Here is a 15,373-nt window from a genome sequence, read left to right on the forward strand (position 1 = left end):
TTCCCGTCGGCCACCCACCGACGGGTCTTTTTTTGCTTCTTTTCGCAGCCAGCAAACTTAAACACTTTCCAATCTTTTCTCCACAAAAAATTCATATTTGAACAGTATAGTATACATAACCCAACAAACAACCCTAACTAACACTTTTCATTTTTACTCCTTGCCTGTCAGCTACCCACTGACAGGCTCCTTTTTTTCTTACGGGGTTTGCCGTATACTAAAGGCAGGAGGTGTCCTATGACAAAAGCCATTACGACAGTTGACCAATACATTGCAACAGCTCCAGCAGAACGACAAGCGATTTTAAGAAAGGTCCGTCAAACCATCAAAGCCGTTTTACCTGAAGCGGTTGAAAAAATCAGTTATCAAATGCCTACCTATCATCAGGGAGAAAATATCGTGCATTTTGCCTGCGCCAAACAGCATCTTGGCTTTTATCCCACGCCTTCTGCGATCACGGCCTTCACAGAAGACCTACAACCCTACAAAACCAGTAAAGGGGCGGTTCAGTTTCCTTTTGCACAGCCGATCCCTTACGAACTGATCGCTGTGATGACCGCTTGGCGACTCGCAGAAGTCAAAAACAAGCACGCTTAACCAGCAATAAAAAAACCGCTGTGTCTAATGACGCAGCGGTTTTTTTGCTATGCACAGGCTTGTCTACAAGCCAGGTTTTGTATTCAAGGTGCTAACTTTCAGCACATGATGCAGGGGAATAATCCGCAGCTGCTGACGGTCGCTTTGTAATTTCAAGACAACTTGTTCTTTTGCTACCGTTTTGCCGACGATCCAGCCGGTAACGGTTTCAAAACCACCCAATTTCTCTGTTTTTACTTGCAGCACGACCAGGTGCTTGGCAGCGGCTGCCTCTTGCAGCGTTCGCTGGATTTCTTTGACTTTTTCAGACTGATTCTTCTTGTCAGCATCATCACTGAAAAAGGTATCCAGCAACGTTGTGGATGTCATCACAATGAGTTTGCCCAATTGTTTGATGGGCGATGGTTTCTTTTCCATTGGACATTCCTTTCTGCGCGTTGCAGCAGTTTATAAAAACCACACATACGTTCGCATTTACATGGTTCTATTTTAGCAAATTTTTGGTGAAATACAAGCGAACACGCCTTATTTTTCAGAAGAAATAACCTCTAGCCAAAAAGGAATTCCTTCTTGTAGCAGTTGATAGGTCTCTTCGAAATCTCCTGTATAATAAGGATCTGGTACTTCCGCGGTTTCTTTGCCAGGAACAACACTCAAATACGAACGAATCTTTGCGGTGGTATCGGCAGGTGCCAGCGCTTGAAGTGTTTCAACATTACTTTGATCCATACCGATGATCCAGTCAAATTTGGCAAAGTCTGCTTCTGTGATCTGCCGTGAAATGAGTCCCTCGCTGGATAAGCCTGCTTGACGCAATCTTTTTTTGGTTCCGGGATGAGCAGAATGTCCGACTTCCCATGAGCTGGTCGCTGCCGAATCGATCTGCCAATCCAATTTGCGTTTTGTTATTTCTGCTTTATAAATAGCTTCTGCCATGGGGGAACGGCAAATATTACCTAAACAAACAAATAAAACTTTCGTCATCGCTCACTGCTCCTCTTTTTCATAGATTTGGTGGCCAAAAAATTCCACATCCTTCGCCAAACGAAACAATTGCGTTGCAATCTCTAAGGGGGTCTCTGGAAAGTCGTTGTGAATCCAATTTTCCAAAATGCCTCCGCAGCCGTAGGAAAAGAACCGGCTATAAAATAGAATGTCTTGTTTCGTCAATTGCTGCTCTTGATCGACCTCCAAGAACAAGCGCTGAAAAAGCGGTTCTGTGATCTGTAGAAATCCGTTCATTAAGATTTCGCGGTCATAAGCCAGTGATTTGCGGTAAAAGGCCGGCGCTTGTTTCATTGCTTTCAGCATGCGCAAGGCGGCTTCTTCCCAGTTATCAAGGGAGACATCTTCTGTCGTCAAAAAAATCAGGGCATCTTGCCGATAGATCCATTGGATCAAAGCTTTTTTATCAGGAAAATGGTAGTAAAACGTCTGCCGATTGACTTGCGCCTTTTCGGCGATCTCCTGTACGCTGATTTTATTCACTTCTTTGGTCTCACAAAGGGTGATCAATGTCTGGCCAATCACAGCCTTCGTTTGTTTCCCATCCATCATAGGGCACCTCTTTTTCTTCTCTTTCTATCATACCAAATTTTCCTGCAAAAAAAAATCCTATCAAATGGTCCTTTTTCACAGACCTTCCCCGAAACCTTCATCAGAGCAATAGATTCCTGGGCGCTTTTTAAATAGGACAGGTTTCTACAAAAAACGCCTGCCTCCATTTGAGGCAGACGTTGCTTTCGATAGTTAAACGGCGGGTTGCTCATTGTGCCATTTTGGTTTGAAACTGTTCTCTTCGAATCACACTGACTTTTTCAGTGAAATTGGCCCAGTCGATGGGTCTAGGTGGTGCCAGCCATAAGATATGGTCGATCCCCAATGCACCATAAAAGGGTAAGTTTGAAAGAATCAGATGCGTATGATCATCTGGGTAACTTTGGAATTGGACATTTAAATCGAGGATTTTTTCGATATTCTTTTGGATCATCTGATTGTAGGAATCGCCAAATGAAAAGTCCACGCAGACATACAAGGGAACCAAAATCTCTTTTAGCGGAATCGTGGAAATCAACAGAATCAGGTACCTGAAAAACAAAAACTCTTTATTGTTCCATAAGATCGGCCGGTTGCGGCTTTCTTCCAGATAGTTACGGCAAAAGGCAGCATATTCTGGATAGGTTTCAAGAAAATACGTCACATCCATATATTGGTATTCATAGCGAGAACTAAAGGAAAACGACAAGAGCTGATAATGGATCGTTGTCGTTTCAGCATGAAGAAGTGCCAACGTGTCCGCGGTTAAGGAAAACTGCTGTTGGACGGCTTGAATAAAATGCTCGTTTAATTGTTGGATATAGGTTTGTTCTTGATCGATGTAGCTATTGTTGTCGATCAGCCAGCCCTCAACGATCAAAAAGCGCAAAATATCTCGAGCTTCACGCTCTAGCACTTCTTGATCGGTGATCGTCAAAATCTCCTGCAGCCAGCGTTTCAATTCCTCAATGATCACGAGATGTTTGGGCAAGACTAAATCATTTTCCACGCTGTTTTGCAGGTAATGACCATTCGTCATCCGTGCCAAAACGATTCCTAGATAATGTTTCTTGCGAATCCGCATGCGAGCAGACTGTTCTGGTTTAAGCCAGGTGCTTTCATTAAAACGATCAAAGGTCTTTTCTTTTTCTAGGATTTCTTTTGGAAAAGGCGAATGATTCAGATAGTATTCCTTCATAAAAAAGAGAAAAATAAATTCCCTGATCTCACTTTCCTCCCCAACCAGCTGAAATTCTTTCGTCACTTCAATATCATATTCTTTCAAGATCAGTTTGAACTGTTTAAATTCTTTATAGACGGGATTATGGCTTAAATAGTGATTGGTGGCAAATTCGTATAAAGAAGACAATTGCTCAAAAAAACATTCTTTCAACATGGAAAATTTCAACGCTTGATCCAAATAATAGGTCAGCAGTGTATCGGAAGTTGCCAGCCCCGAGGCATTCAGTTTAATGACCGTCCCATCGGTCACGATCTCAAATTCCTCGTTCAATCCGAGTTCATAAAAATCAAGATTCAATTCTTGAACGGTTTTGTTGATCAAAAATTCTGACATGGTCAATTGATCCATCAATGTTTCCTTCGTTTCCGAAAGAGCGACTGCGTTTTCCAAATATTGCAGCATCACCAATTTTCGTTTGTCCGCCTTATTCAAAAATGTCACAAACATGCGTTTTCAAGCCTCCATTGTTTTTTTGGCCATAAAGGACGTTTCCTGAAAATAAGTAGCACAAGCTGGCAAGATAAGAAGGCTTATCATCGCCATCACCATCTGTATTATTTCCTGGCAGTGCTAGATCGACGTTCAAACGATCCGGCGCAAAGACATCCTCCAGCATGACTCGTTGGGCAAAATGTTTTTGCTTTTCCAAAAAACTGCTTTCTGACAGTGAGGATCGCTCCGGCTCTTTTTTCGGAACGGTTTCTGGTTCAGGCGCGGGTTGTTCTTTGGATTCTTCCATTTCAGTTGGCGGTTCCTCCACTTTTTCTGGTATTTCTTCTGGTGGGTCCGTGGGGACGATTTCTTCTGAGGGGTCCAGCGGATTATAAATGGTCGCAAAAACGACTTGTTCTGTAACAAGATCGATCATTCCGATAATCATGCACGCACCAATGACAAAGCCAAATCTGCGTTTCATTTTATTCACCCTCCTTATCATCAGCGCATCTTCTGATGATGTTTCTACGACGCTGAACGGTCCAACAACTTATGGGCGCCCAGCAGACATCCACTAATTATAAATAAAATAACAAATAAAAGAAACCAATTTTTCATTGATTGTTGTTTCCATACCGTTTCTTGTTTTTCAACCATCACTTTTGCTGCTTTCGGCGTGCTGATTGTCGCCGCTGGTTTTTGTGGATGATCGGCAGTTGCCTGCTCAACAGGAATTGCTGTCAGCACGTACCGTTCTTCTGTTCGAGTAGGCGTAGGACAAGTGATCAAGGTCAATTTTGGTGTCTGTTCTTCCTCTAGCACCGACAAGTCCGACTCGTCTACGATTTTTTTATCCGTGATGATATACTGTTGACTCTCCTCGAGATAGGTCACTGATACTTCCATCCCCACCTGTGCTTCTAGCAATTGACCAAATAACAAACTTTGTCTCCCAAGATGATGCCCTAAAACGACAAAATTGCTATTTTTCAACGAACGTTCGGGAAACATCACGACGCCGCCTCTCAGCAGCTGTTGATTCGTTAGTCCCACCAACAGCGGCTGCTGGAAATCGATCGCCTCGATTGCGACAAAGCCGTACCCAGTGATCGTTGTCGGCTGAGGCGCCATTACATCTGACAGAGCTGGCATTTGGATCGTTTCTTCTGGGATCGTTGCCGGCAGCTGGGTGGCTATCGTCAATTGCGTGGTGCGTAATTGCCAACTGACGATGCTTTCTTTTAGAAAAGGCAGTGCCAGCAAAAGAATACCTACGATGATCAACCCATCGATCAAGCATTTCTCAAGGTGCTCACGCTTCATCCGTTTCATTTTTTTTCTTTCGTCGGTACCATAAAAGCAGCAGCAAGGCGAGTAGTAGCAACAGTCCGCCGATCAAGAAGTAAAGCCATGTGTAATCTGTTTCGATCGTCACATCCTTCTTATTAAGATCACGTGCGACCTCTCCCGTCACTGTAAATTCTTTTTCGAAGGTCCATTTATAGAGATAGCTTTCTTCTTCGCCTTCTTCATTTTCAATTTTGTATTGCCCTTCATCGCTTTTTCCACCATAGGCAACGGAAGTCAACACGTAGGTCCCTGCTTCTAAACGTTGTCCTTCTAAAGAGATTGGGTACGAGAAGTTGGAATTAGGTGCCATTTGCATTCGTGAGGTATCCGAAGAATACAAGACGTCGCTATCACCTTTTTTCTTCACTTCATTGATCAGGCGTAATGAATTCAAGTAAGCTGCTTCAGGATTTTGAAGAGTGACATTGATAGTATTTCGGGCGTTGACTTGACCTGGTCCAACATCCAGCAGTTTTAGATCCGGTGAAACTTCTGTTGTGTTTTGACGCAGTAAAATCGCAACGACATAGGCATACTCATTCTTGATAGCTAACCCTTGCTCTTCTTCACTGTCAGCAGTATCGGTTTCCTCTGTCGTCTCTTTTAAGGTCAATCCGCCTGCGATAACCCCTTCAAAGGATTCTGAAGGCATGGTGATCTTTAAGGGCAAGGTGATTTGGGATTGTTTGGGGATCGTGATCTCTTCATCCACTTCAATCAAATCAGCCATATCATAAGGCAAGGTTTCGTCCGCTTCGATGTCGTTTTCGCCATATTCCACGACTCCGTTTAAGTTTGTGGTAGCTGAAGCGATCACTGGTGCGATGACGACCTCTTGATCGGTGTCATTACGCAATTGAACTTCAACGGTTTGTACCGTACCCGGCGCCATTTTCAAGTCAAAGTACGTTTTTTCTTTATCGATTTGATTTTCTGGAATTACGGGATTGACGGCAAAGTTAAATTCAGAAGCGGTTCCTATCGTTGGTACAAAAAAGAAAATACTTGCGAATAGGAGCGCCAAAAGCTGGTTGATTTTTTTCATGATGGATGTCCCTTCTTTCTATGTATTCTCCTTAAACCACGAAAGGGTTCAAGGAGAAAGCTGGTACTTATGGGTTTGTTGGTGTGTCTGTCAGTAACCAAGTAAACGTGGTGTTGTATTGGCTGGCATATTTTGTCGTTGAGCCTGGAACTTCCAACTCAATGCTATCCATAGCTGCAGCTAAACTATCGCCCCAGCTCATTAGATAGGTCCCTGCCCCTTCGCCATCTTGGGCACTCATCACTAAGGATTGAGCACCATTTGGATTCAATGTGATCGTTGAACTTACATTTGATGGTTTTGGTGACAAGGAAGGTGTTACTACAGTTCCCTTCGTCAAACGAATTTGCGCGGCGGTCAATTCTTGATCTTCTGCTGTTTTGAACTGACCATTTTGGCGAACATTCAATGTCCAACCGCTCTCTGTTCCCCGATTGTCTGTCACTTGGACAAAATTTGGTCCTTCTTGATTCACATTTGCTGAATCTACGTATTTTTGGGTTTCCGCATGGTAGATCTCTGTTTTTGAGGTGATTTTTTGCGTACCAAAGTAAAGGCTTGAAGCAAAATCAATCGATAACGGTCCGTTGGTTCCTGGATTTGGTCCATCTGGGTCCGTTGGGTCAACTGGTTTGATCGGATTTTCTGGATCTGGGTCTGTTGGACTGATTGGATTGGTTGGGTCTGTATTTGGTTCAAAAGTGATCTGTCCGTTTGAATTGTATTCTGCGCTGTCCGCTGCTTGTGCCAGCGCAGGAGCAGCGAAGCTTAGCCCTAATACTGAGAGAAATGCTAGTGTTTTTTTCATGTCTATACTCCTTATCCTTCCGTTCCTGGTGTATCTGATAATACCCAAGTTAGTGTAGTCGTGTAGCTAACGGCATCTTTTGGTGTGCTGCCGGGTACAGAAAGTGCGACCGCTTTGGTAACATCTGCTTGTACTTCTTGGCCATCCTTATCTATTTCAGTGACCGTCTCAACGCTTCCCCAAGCGTTGACCCATGTTCCAGCACCCGTTTGATTTGCTGCGGTCATCACCACTGATTCAGCACCTGCTGCATCCAATATGATCGTCGCTTCTGCCACTGGAGCAGTAACGCCGATCGCATTTGATTTAACGGCAGGACTTGTTAGGGTAATGACAGAACCAGTCAATTCTTGATTCAACGTCGATTCGTTTTTGAATTGACCATTTTGCTTCACAGACAACCGCCAACCAGCATTACTACCGCGATTATCCGTTACTTGAACATAATTGGCAGTTTTTAATGTAGAAACTGTGTCATCGTCATTCAAATACCCTTGTGCTCGTGCATAATAGACTTCGTTTTTATTGGAGATTTTATTGACACCAAAATCTAAGCTAGAGGCATAATCGATCGATAATGGTCCATTCGTTCCAGGGTTTGGTCCATCTGGATCGGTTGGATCCACAGGATTGACTGGGTTTTCTGGATCTGGATTTTCTGGATTGACTGGGTTCGTCGGATCGGTATTTGGAATAAAATCAACCGCCCCATTTGAGGTGTAAGAAGCCGCTTCAGCTGCTGAAACCTCAGTTGCTGCACTCGCTGCTGCCAATACGGCAAGACTTAAAAAGACCCATGCTGTTTTTTTCATTTCTATTTGACACTCCTTTATCTGTTTTACTGAAAATCAGTGATTTTAATTGCTTTCAGGGACATTCTTTAAATTCCAAGTCAATGTCGTCCGATACTCTTTGGCTAATTTTACGGAACTGCCTGGTACATTTAATTTTACTGCCGTTGACCCTTCCGTTGCATCGTTCCCAAACTTGTAGATCCAAGTGCCCATTCCTTTTCCGACAGGTGCGTTGACCAATGTGATTTCACTATCGGGTACAAAGGTATGACTTGCCGTAACCGTTGGTGCATACTGCATATCGGTGACCGAAGTTGCTGCACCTGAGGCGATCGATAATGAAGCCCCGACTAGTTCTTCGTCATCAGCCGTTTTGAATTGTCCGTTTTGCACAACGCTCAATGACCAGCCTTCTTGCGTTCCTCGTTTATCTGTTACTTGCACATAGTTTGGTCCAGCAGCGCCAGCTGTGAACTCTTGCAGCTGTGCGTAATAATCTTTTGTTTCGGAAGTGATCAGTTGGTTGCCAAATTGAAAACTTGAAGCAAAATCGATCGATAATGGTCCAGCTGTTCCAGGGTTTGGTCCATCTGGATCGGTTGGATCGACGGGATCCACTGGTTTTTCTGGATCGGTCGGATCAACTGGATTGGTTGGATTCGGGTCCGCTTCAAAAGTGATTGCTCCATTTGAGGTGTATTCAGCGGCATTAACGGTTGTTGGTAACAGAGCAGTGCTCATCAATAGAATGCCTGCCGTCAAGAAAAGTTTTTTCATTTTTTGTTCTCCTTTTGATTAAAATGATTCCTGCTGCCAACAAAACGACAAGACCACTGCTTTGATAGCTATTAAAGTGATCCGACCCTGTTGCCGGCAGAATGTTGTTGCCTTTTTGATTTACTTGTTTATTCCCTGGCTGTTCTTTTACGGGCTCTTCTGGCTCCTCAACTGGTTCTTCATAGACACCGAAAAAGGAAGTAATGCCATTGCTGTCATAGGCACCTGCTTCGGCTGCTGAAACGAGCTGAGGAAACATTAATAGACAGCCAGCAATAATACCGATCATGATTTTTTTCATTTATTTTCCTGCCTTTATGGGTTGCCAGGTGCCGAAACTAGCTGCCAGCTCAAGGTTCCTTGATAGTCCCCGACTTTTTGCTGTTCGACTGGAACGGTAAGCTTGATTCCTTCATTCTGACTTTCGCCCCAGTGCTGGTTCACGACGTATGTGCCATTTTCTGTCAATTCCGTTTCCTCGATGATCATTTCCCCACTGGTTATCATCTGTTCTTGACCGTTTGTCACAAAGCGGAAGACATCGGTTAATTGATCTGTCCCATCCGTTAATGGCTGTTGCTCTTTGACCGTCAAGCGCCATGGACTCCGTTCGGACCCTCTCGTATCTTTCACTGCTAGCTCGCCTGTGATCGTTGGCCAATAATCTTGTGTTTCTGTGGCAACTTTCTGCTGCCCAAAATCAAAGTCTGTTGGCACACTGCTTAAAATAAGCTCGCCGGCAACTGCGACATTGACGACTTTTTCTGCCCGTTGACTGCCTGCTTCATAATGGTAAGCCGTTGACACATTTTTCAACAGCTCAGCTTCCGTTGCTTGCTGGATCGCGGCAAAAGCTTGCGGATCGACAGTCGGTGGTACATTTGCCCGATTATCTGCAAAAATCGTGGTTGCTTGGGTATAGTCTGCCAAAGCGGCTTCATCTGTCAGTGCCGTTGCTTCTGGTAAGGTCAAACGGACATCTTTTGCATAGACGGCAAATTGCCGATCAGCAGAAATGACACTTTCATTTTTGACCACCACCAGATTCACGGTAGTTTCTGCCTGATTCTGATCGTTTTCCCCTACGGAAAAAGTGATCGCTTGTTTGCGATAGACCGCTGTTTCTAACGGTTCTTGAATCGCAGCTAAGACCTCATCTGTCAGTGTATCCTTAAAGAAAGGACGCCCACTAGCTTCGAGATAAGTCACAGCTTGTTCTTTGGTCAGCGATTGTGCCTCTTGCTCTGTAAGGATCACATTGCGTGCTTGGACTTCCGCCTTATTTGAGTAGCGGACGCTGATATCGTAACTATATTCCCCATCAGGACTCGTCCAATCAACTGGTTCTGAATCTGGTTGTTCCGTCAACTGCTGATCCGTGCTATCCAGCTTGCTGGATTTGATTTGACCCCCATAGACCCATGAACCGGACGTTTGGGTTTCTGGTGTGAACGTCAATGTTGGCAATTCCGTTACCGTGTAGGGAATCAATAAACGCCCTTTTTGCACCTGCGTCCCCGCCTGCTCAGTTCCCCATGCTTGCAAGGTCAGCGGCGTATTGTTCTCTTTGACTGCCGTTACATCGTGACTAATGGCACCGATCCCATTCGCGACTCCCGGTGTTTCGACTTCGTAGTTAATGATCGAACCTGGTATCGCAATACCGTACCCATTGGCTGCATTGGTGACATCGTTGTCCCCAATGAAGGTTTTCCCAGTCGCTTTTTCGATCCCACTGAAATTGATTGGCGTGATCGCTGCAGCATTAGCAGCAGTTGGATTTATGGTCAGTACTTGATAGGCACTAACCGCCCCAAACCACGTTCCTTGACTGTTGACTCGAGAACCTGCATCATTGGTCGTCGTTTTCAGCCACATTAAGTGATCTTTGTCCGTATCTGGTGTGGCGAAATCTGACAGATTGATTCGTCCCGTTCCCGGCGGCGACTCGATCGTCCCTTTGTCTTCTACCGTTAACTTCGCCCCTGAAATCAAATTCGTTGCGGAAGTAATCCCGATACCAGCATCTTTGGAAAGATGGATGTCACCGAACTGATGATAGGTCGTTGCGTGATTGGCAGCAGTCGCTGAACGGCCATTTTTGATGTCTCCCCCATTGGCCATCAGCTTGATACCGTTTGTCACATTCAATTCGGTAAAGTTGACGATCCCCAGACCCGTCACAGCGATTGGATCAGTTTGATAAGAAGCTGTCCCATCGACATTTTCACCAAAGTTCATCTTCACTTGATTACTGCTGTTGGCTACGATCGTGTTCGTAAAATTATCTGACGCGTTTCCGCCTGAGATCCCATTGATACTTTTGGCTCCTTGAAGTCGCATCTCGACATCTCTTAAAATTTGACTGGAAGAAATATTGGAATAATACGTGGTGTATAAATTCCCGATACTTGATCCTTCCGCCTGGATATTCATATAAATTTTGCCGCTTCTCGTATTGCTAGCAGTCCGTCCGCCATCACCATAGATCGTCGCCCCATTCAGTGCATCTGACCCCGGCTTTGTGTATATGTTCAATGTAATCGTATTGGAGCTGTCGGTCCCAACGATATTCGTACTGTTAAACGGATTTCCGCCTGAGATGTTCGTTCCAGAAGGAAGGGCAAACTCACCATCGTAATTTCTCAAATCCAATGTCAAACTGGCATTTCCTAATAACCGTCCATTGTTCGTAACACCGCCTGAAAAACCATTAGACCCTGTACGCGGAGTACCTGAGAAGTTTCCGCCAAACACTCGATTATCTGAGTTTCCGTTAATGGTGTGGGAAGAAGCGACACCATAAGAGGCACCGAGTGAGGCATTGATCACCCCATCATAAACCGTTACTGCGACATTGCCGGTCACTAATAAGTCATCCCAGCCGCCACCAGATAAAAACCAGTCTACTTGCCCATTATTTACGGTCGTTCGTCCATCTCCGTAAACACGGCGTCCAGTATAGCCTGTTCCTTCTAGCGTATCGACGATCCCAGAGTTCAAAGTATTGGAAGAATTTCCCTCAATGACACCTGAGAAGGAACCACCGTAGGTCCAGCGAGCAACCGTGTTATTCAAGATCGTTTTGGTATTCCCTTTAATATAGATATCCCAAGCTGTTCCTGGATAACCGCCGCCACCAACGATATCCCATCCAGATGAATAGCCTCTCGTTTTATTGCTCGTTGAGTAATCTAGATTTGTCGGTCTGGATCCTGTGTAAGCAATCCCATCTCCCCCAGGACTACCATCCGAAGTGATCGTACCAACTTCAATCGTCGTATTTCCCTCAACATAGCCGCCTCGACCAGCTGCCGTCGAATAAATCGCACCGTTTGAAAAGGAACCGCTGACTAGATGAGAAGTGATATCGCCATAAACTTTAAAACTTGCCGCTGCTTCTGCCAGTGCTGCTCGTTGTTCCGGAGTATAATTGTCATACGTCGTCGTATTCGAAGCCCCCATTGAACTTTGAGTCAAGGTACTAACGTTGTTTCCCCCACCGCCGTTAAAATCACCAATTCCGCCGACGCTGGCACTCGGTCCGGCTTTCACGGTGTTGACGATGTTTCCTGTGATGGTACCAGTATTCCGATTGCCACCTTCAAATTCACTCCGTCCAGTGGAATAGCTGCTGGCATCAAGGTTGGTCACGATGGCATCCTTAGAACGGTCAGAGCCGATGTTGCCATAAAATGAACCGCCTACAAACCGATTGGATATCCCTGACCAACCGCCTGCACCCGAGATCGTACTGCGGATCGTTCCATTGATGTTGCCATATTGAACGCCACCAGCAAAAGTACTTAAACGGAAGCTTGCATTGGTGGTTTGAATCGTCGTTTCAACATTGCCTGTCACATTGGCTGTATTGGAAGCGTTTGTTCCAAGACCACCGCCATAATAACTGCCTAATGTGCCATTTAAACGATTGATCGTGACACTGGTATTCCCATCAATCGTACCAATATTGGCACCTCCAGCGATCGTACTGATATTACCTACTGTATTATTTACGACAATTGCTGTATTCCCGGTCAATGTACCACCGTTTTGATTCCCCCCATAAATATTCCAAGTTCCTGAACCTGTCGCATTCAATGTGATTGTTGGGTTTCCCGAAAGGTCGCCATTGTTGCTTCCCCCATAAATCGCAAGACCGTTCCCGGTGGACCCACCGTTCAATGAAAGGCTATACCCATTCATGTACATCCTCGTACCACTATAGTTGAGGTTTCGAATCACTACATGAGAACCGAAGTAAATGTCCGTGCCAAGTGCAACCGTGCGACTCCCAGTGGTCAACGTTGTTGCATCTGTGATGGGATCATCACTATGCCCTGTGATGATCAAGCGGCTGACTTTTCCTTGCAGCGCATAAAAAGTCATGTTCGTATTATCGACTGTGGCTGGAATCGTCTTTGAAGTCAGATTCGTTGGCAGTGATAACGATCCACCCGAGCCAACATACAAAGCAAATTCTTGGCCATTGCCGTTTTGATACATATCAAACAACGCTTGACGAATGCCTTCAGCACTATTGGTGTATTCCGCATATGCTGATCCATCTCCAGCTGGGCTTGGTACAGCGATCACTTTCGTTTTATCGGCTTCTGCAATGATCTCTTTGATCGATTGCTCTGCCAACGAGATGTCCGCCGCTCTTGCCTTAACCGTCGGTTTAAAAACAGCAGTTAAGGTTTGGTTCTCCGTGAGAATCAATTCGGTCAACGCTTGACTTGTATAGACCGTGCCATCTAACGACCAGCCTTCAAAAGCAGTATCATCTTCGAAAACTGGCAACTCACTTTCTTTTAGTGCTTCCCCTTTGTTTTTGCTGATCTGAGTGCGGGTTTCCCCGGTAGCAAATAGATGCTCCGTGTCTGTCAGAAAGGTCACCTGTACTTCTTCTGCAGCTTCCGATGAAGCTTCTGTTTCAGATGAAGCTGTGTCAGTGGCTCCTGTAGACGAATCTGTCGAAGCAGGTTCACTAGATGCTTGCACTTCAGTTTCGTTCGTCTCTTCCAGACTGTCGATCGATGAAACGACAGGGTCAGAAGAAGACATACTTTGTTCTTCACTTGTTTTTGTAACACTTTCGGCTTGTGCCACTACCATTGCATATGAAAAACACGGACCTGATGTTAGTAGAAAAACAAGTAAAGTTGTTAAAAACCGTTTCACTTTATCCCTCCTATCTTAAAAAAATAAACGTATCGCGCAGTGCACGCCCTGTGTTACAACTCTTAGTTTAGCGAGTTGGCGAAAGAGAATTATAATTCTTTTTTTCTTCCATTCAAAATTATGATTATAATTGATTTTTCATAATTCCGATTTTTGTAACTTCCACATCTTAGAGCTATCTGTTACTCATCGATTGAAAAAAAGCGCAAATTATCAGGATGAATCATCGATTCTTTTCAAAAAACTGCTTTTCTCTTTCATAAATCATACAAAAAACGAGGGATAAATCAACACTCATAATTAAATTAAGATGAGAAAAATAAATAAAAAGTTAGAATATTTGACAAAATTCAGCGGCACAAAACTCTTTTCTAACGACCTAAAATAATAAGTTAAAAGAACGCTTCCTATCTTCTGACTGTAGATAATGATAATGTTATAATCAAAAATGAATAAAAAACGTTACTTAAAAATTCCATTGCATATAAAATAACAAAATAAAAATTATTATTTTTTTATAAATCACTGATTTTGATAAAATAAGTAAAGTTATTTTTGAAATAACGCAAAAAAAGCCTCAAACAGTGTTCTCTGTTTGAGGCTTTTTCAACTCTTTTTCCTTTAATGGATCAATTAAATAAATGATCCGCCATCCACAAAAGTGGTATAAATATGCTCGTCCGCCACTGGATCCCCTTGGATCGATTGTACGATTTTCTCAGCTGCCACCATGCCCCATCGATGTTTCGAATAGGAGATCGTCGCTAAGCGCGGCTGCACAAAAGCGCCTAATTCCGTGTTATCAAACCCGATGATGCGGATCTCTTTTCCGATGCGATAGTCGGTCTCGCGGACATATTTGTAGACCCCGATCGCCATCTCATCATTGAAGGCAAAGATATCAATGGGAAACTGGGGATCATTTGCTAAGAGCTGTTTTGCCGCTCGATAACCAGAAGGTTCCGTGAAGTCACCAGGAATGACTTCATAAGGAATACCAAAGCGCGTCAATTCTTTCGTACTGGCTTCCAAGCGCTCCCGACTGTCGTAGCCTTTTTCTGGCCCTGCTAAGAGGAAGACTTTTTGGCTTTGTCCAGCGATCAAGCGATCGATCGCCAGCACAGCCCCTCCTTTATTGTCTAACAAGACTTGATGGATGTTTTCATGAGACAAGACACGGTCTAACACGACGATTTGATGCCCTCGTTGGGCGTATTGCTCGATTTCCTTTGCTGGAAACGTCCAATCCAAAATGATGGCACCGTCCACCATCCGCTCAGGAATAAACAAGTGTGACTTCTTGCCGCTGCAGACGATCATTTCATAGCCGAAAAGTTCCAGCCCTTTCTTGATACCATCTAGCAATTCCCCATAAAAACTTCCGGCATAATCGGCGAGATAAACACCGATGATGTTGGTTTGTCTGCGTTTCAGTGTGCGAGCAGCCATGTTCGGAACATAGTTCAATTCGTTTGCGATCGCTTGAATCCGCGCGCGGGTTTCCTCGGTCACTTTTGGACTGCCATTCAATGCATACGAAACGGTGGATATGGAGACACCCGCTTTTTGGGCAATATCTTTGATTCCTACCATGGCTTCTCCTT

At 44.4% G+C, this 15,373-nt stretch carries 14 protein-coding genes; 1 reads left to right on the top strand and 13 read right to left on the bottom strand.

Annotated features, from left to right (window positions below; translation table 11 throughout):
- Window positions 1–237: 237 nt before the first annotated feature.
- Window positions 238–597: an iron chaperone gene (locus IGJ15_RS14195; RefSeq protein ID WP_010748669.1), complete on the top strand. Its 360-nt coding sequence runs from the start codon at window positions 238–240 to the stop codon at window positions 595–597.
- Window positions 598–660: 63 nt separating this feature from the next.
- Here IGJ15_RS14195 and IGJ15_RS14200 read toward each other — a convergent pair whose 3' ends face one another.
- The 13 genes from IGJ15_RS14200 to IGJ15_RS14260 all read right to left on the bottom strand — a co-directional run bounded on the left by IGJ15_RS14200 (window position 661) and on the right by IGJ15_RS14260 (window position 15,362).
- On the bottom strand, window positions 661–1,014 hold the full coding sequence (locus IGJ15_RS14200) for a hypothetical protein (protein ID WP_005227192.1): 354 nt from the start codon (window positions 1,012–1,014) through the stop codon (window positions 661–663).
- 108 nt (window positions 1,015–1,122) lie between these two features.
- Window positions 1,123–1,581, bottom strand: a complete 459-nt coding sequence (locus tag IGJ15_RS14205; RefSeq protein WP_010748668.1) for a low molecular weight protein-tyrosine-phosphatase — start codon at window positions 1,579–1,581, stop codon at window positions 1,123–1,125.
- 3 nt (window positions 1,582–1,584) lie between these two features.
- Window positions 1,585–2,154, bottom strand: a complete 570-nt coding sequence (locus IGJ15_RS14210) for a TetR/AcrR family transcriptional regulator (RefSeq protein WP_005227190.1) — start codon at window positions 2,152–2,154, stop codon at window positions 1,585–1,587.
- A 208-nt stretch (window positions 2,155–2,362) separates the two neighbouring features.
- A complete protein-coding gene (locus IGJ15_RS14215) occupies window positions 2,363–3,823 on the bottom strand; it encodes a helix-turn-helix domain-containing protein (RefSeq protein WP_010748665.1) in 1,461 nt (486 codons plus the stop codon).
- On the bottom strand, window positions 3,801–4,292 hold the full coding sequence (locus IGJ15_RS14220) for a hypothetical protein (protein WP_015508844.1): 492 nt from the start codon (window positions 4,290–4,292) through the stop codon (window positions 3,801–3,803). Before IGJ15_RS14220 ends, IGJ15_RS14215 begins: the two co-directional genes overlap by 23 nt.
- Window positions 4,293–4,336: 44 nt before the next feature.
- Entirely contained in the window at window positions 4,337–5,134 is a 798-nt protein-coding gene (locus tag IGJ15_RS14225; protein ID WP_034695660.1) for a class A sortase, read from the bottom strand.
- Entirely contained in the window at window positions 5,124–6,206 is a 1,083-nt protein-coding gene (locus tag IGJ15_RS14230) for a DUF916 and DUF3324 domain-containing protein (protein ID WP_015508842.1), read from the bottom strand. The genes IGJ15_RS14225 and IGJ15_RS14230 overlap by 11 nt, the downstream gene beginning before the upstream one ends.
- A gap of 67 nt (window positions 6,207–6,273) precedes the next feature.
- Window positions 6,274–7,014 carry a WxL domain-containing protein gene (locus IGJ15_RS14235; RefSeq protein ID WP_010748661.1) on the bottom strand — a complete coding sequence of 247 codons (741 nt, stop codon included), beginning with the start codon at window positions 7,012–7,014 and terminating at the stop codon, window positions 6,274–6,276.
- 11 nt (window positions 7,015–7,025) lie between these two features.
- Window positions 7,026–7,826, bottom strand: a complete 801-nt coding sequence (locus IGJ15_RS14240) for a WxL domain-containing protein (protein ID WP_010748660.1) — start codon at window positions 7,824–7,826, stop codon at window positions 7,026–7,028.
- A 45-nt stretch (window positions 7,827–7,871) separates the two neighbouring features.
- Window positions 7,872–8,585, bottom strand: a complete 714-nt coding sequence (locus IGJ15_RS14245; RefSeq protein ID WP_016609549.1) for a WxL domain-containing protein — start codon at window positions 8,583–8,585, stop codon at window positions 7,872–7,874.
- Window positions 8,518–8,886 (bottom strand): LPXTG cell wall anchor domain-containing protein, encoded by a 369-nt coding sequence (locus IGJ15_RS14250; RefSeq protein ID WP_010748658.1) that lies wholly within the window; start codon window positions 8,884–8,886, stop codon window positions 8,518–8,520. Before IGJ15_RS14250 ends, IGJ15_RS14245 begins: the two co-directional genes overlap by 68 nt.
- Window positions 8,887–8,900: 14 nt before the next feature.
- The gene (locus IGJ15_RS14255) at window positions 8,901–13,769 is read right to left on the bottom strand and encodes a hypothetical protein (protein WP_010748657.1); all 4,869 of its coding nucleotides are present in this window, start codon (window positions 13,767–13,769) and stop codon (window positions 8,901–8,903) included.
- 633 nt (window positions 13,770–14,402) lie between these two features.
- Entirely contained in the window at window positions 14,403–15,362 is a 960-nt protein-coding gene (locus IGJ15_RS14260) for a LacI family DNA-binding transcriptional regulator (RefSeq protein ID WP_010748656.1), read from the bottom strand.
- Window positions 15,363–15,373 lie beyond the last annotated feature (11 nt).

The organism is Enterococcus sp. AZ079, from assembly GCF_050547255.1.
Classification (GTDB): Bacteria; Bacillota; Bacilli; order Lactobacillales; family Enterococcaceae; genus Enterococcus_D; species Enterococcus_D casseliflavus.

Coding starts and splice junctions, on each gene's coding strand:
- IGJ15_RS14195 (WP_010748669.1), top strand. CDS start 238: ATGACAAAAGCCATTACGACAGTTGACCAATACATTGCAACAGCTCCA.
- IGJ15_RS14200 (WP_005227192.1), bottom strand. CDS start 1,014: ATGGAAAAGAAACCATCGCCCATCAAACAATTGGGCAAACTCATTGTG.
- IGJ15_RS14205 (WP_010748668.1), bottom strand. CDS start 1,581: ATGACGAAAGTTTTATTTGTTTGTTTAGGTAATATTTGCCGTTCCCCC.
- IGJ15_RS14210 (WP_005227190.1), bottom strand. CDS start 2,154: ATGATGGATGGGAAACAAACGAAGGCTGTGATTGGCCAGACATTGATC.
- IGJ15_RS14215 (WP_010748665.1), bottom strand. CDS start 3,823: ATGTTTGTGACATTTTTGAATAAGGCGGACAAACGAAAATTGGTGATG.
- IGJ15_RS14220 (WP_015508844.1), bottom strand. CDS start 4,292: ATGAAACGCAGATTTGGCTTTGTCATTGGTGCGTGCATGATTATCGGA.
- IGJ15_RS14225 (WP_034695660.1), bottom strand. CDS start 5,134: ATGAAGCGTGAGCACCTTGAGAAATGCTTGATCGATGGGTTGATCATC.
- IGJ15_RS14230 (WP_015508842.1), bottom strand. CDS start 6,206: ATGAAAAAAATCAACCAGCTTTTGGCGCTCCTATTCGCAAGTATTTTC.
- IGJ15_RS14235 (WP_010748661.1), bottom strand. CDS start 7,014: ATGAAAAAAACACTAGCATTTCTCTCAGTATTAGGGCTAAGCTTCGCT.
- IGJ15_RS14240 (WP_010748660.1), bottom strand. CDS start 7,826: ATGAAAAAAACAGCATGGGTCTTTTTAAGTCTTGCCGTATTGGCAGCA.
- IGJ15_RS14245 (WP_016609549.1), bottom strand. CDS start 8,585: ATGAAAAAACTTTTCTTGACGGCAGGCATTCTATTGATGAGCACTGCT.
- IGJ15_RS14250 (WP_010748658.1), bottom strand. CDS start 8,886: ATGAAAAAAATCATGATCGGTATTATTGCTGGCTGTCTATTAATGTTT.
- IGJ15_RS14260 (WP_010748656.1), bottom strand. CDS start 15,362: ATGGTAGGAATCAAAGATATTGCCCAAAAAGCGGGTGTCTCCATATCC.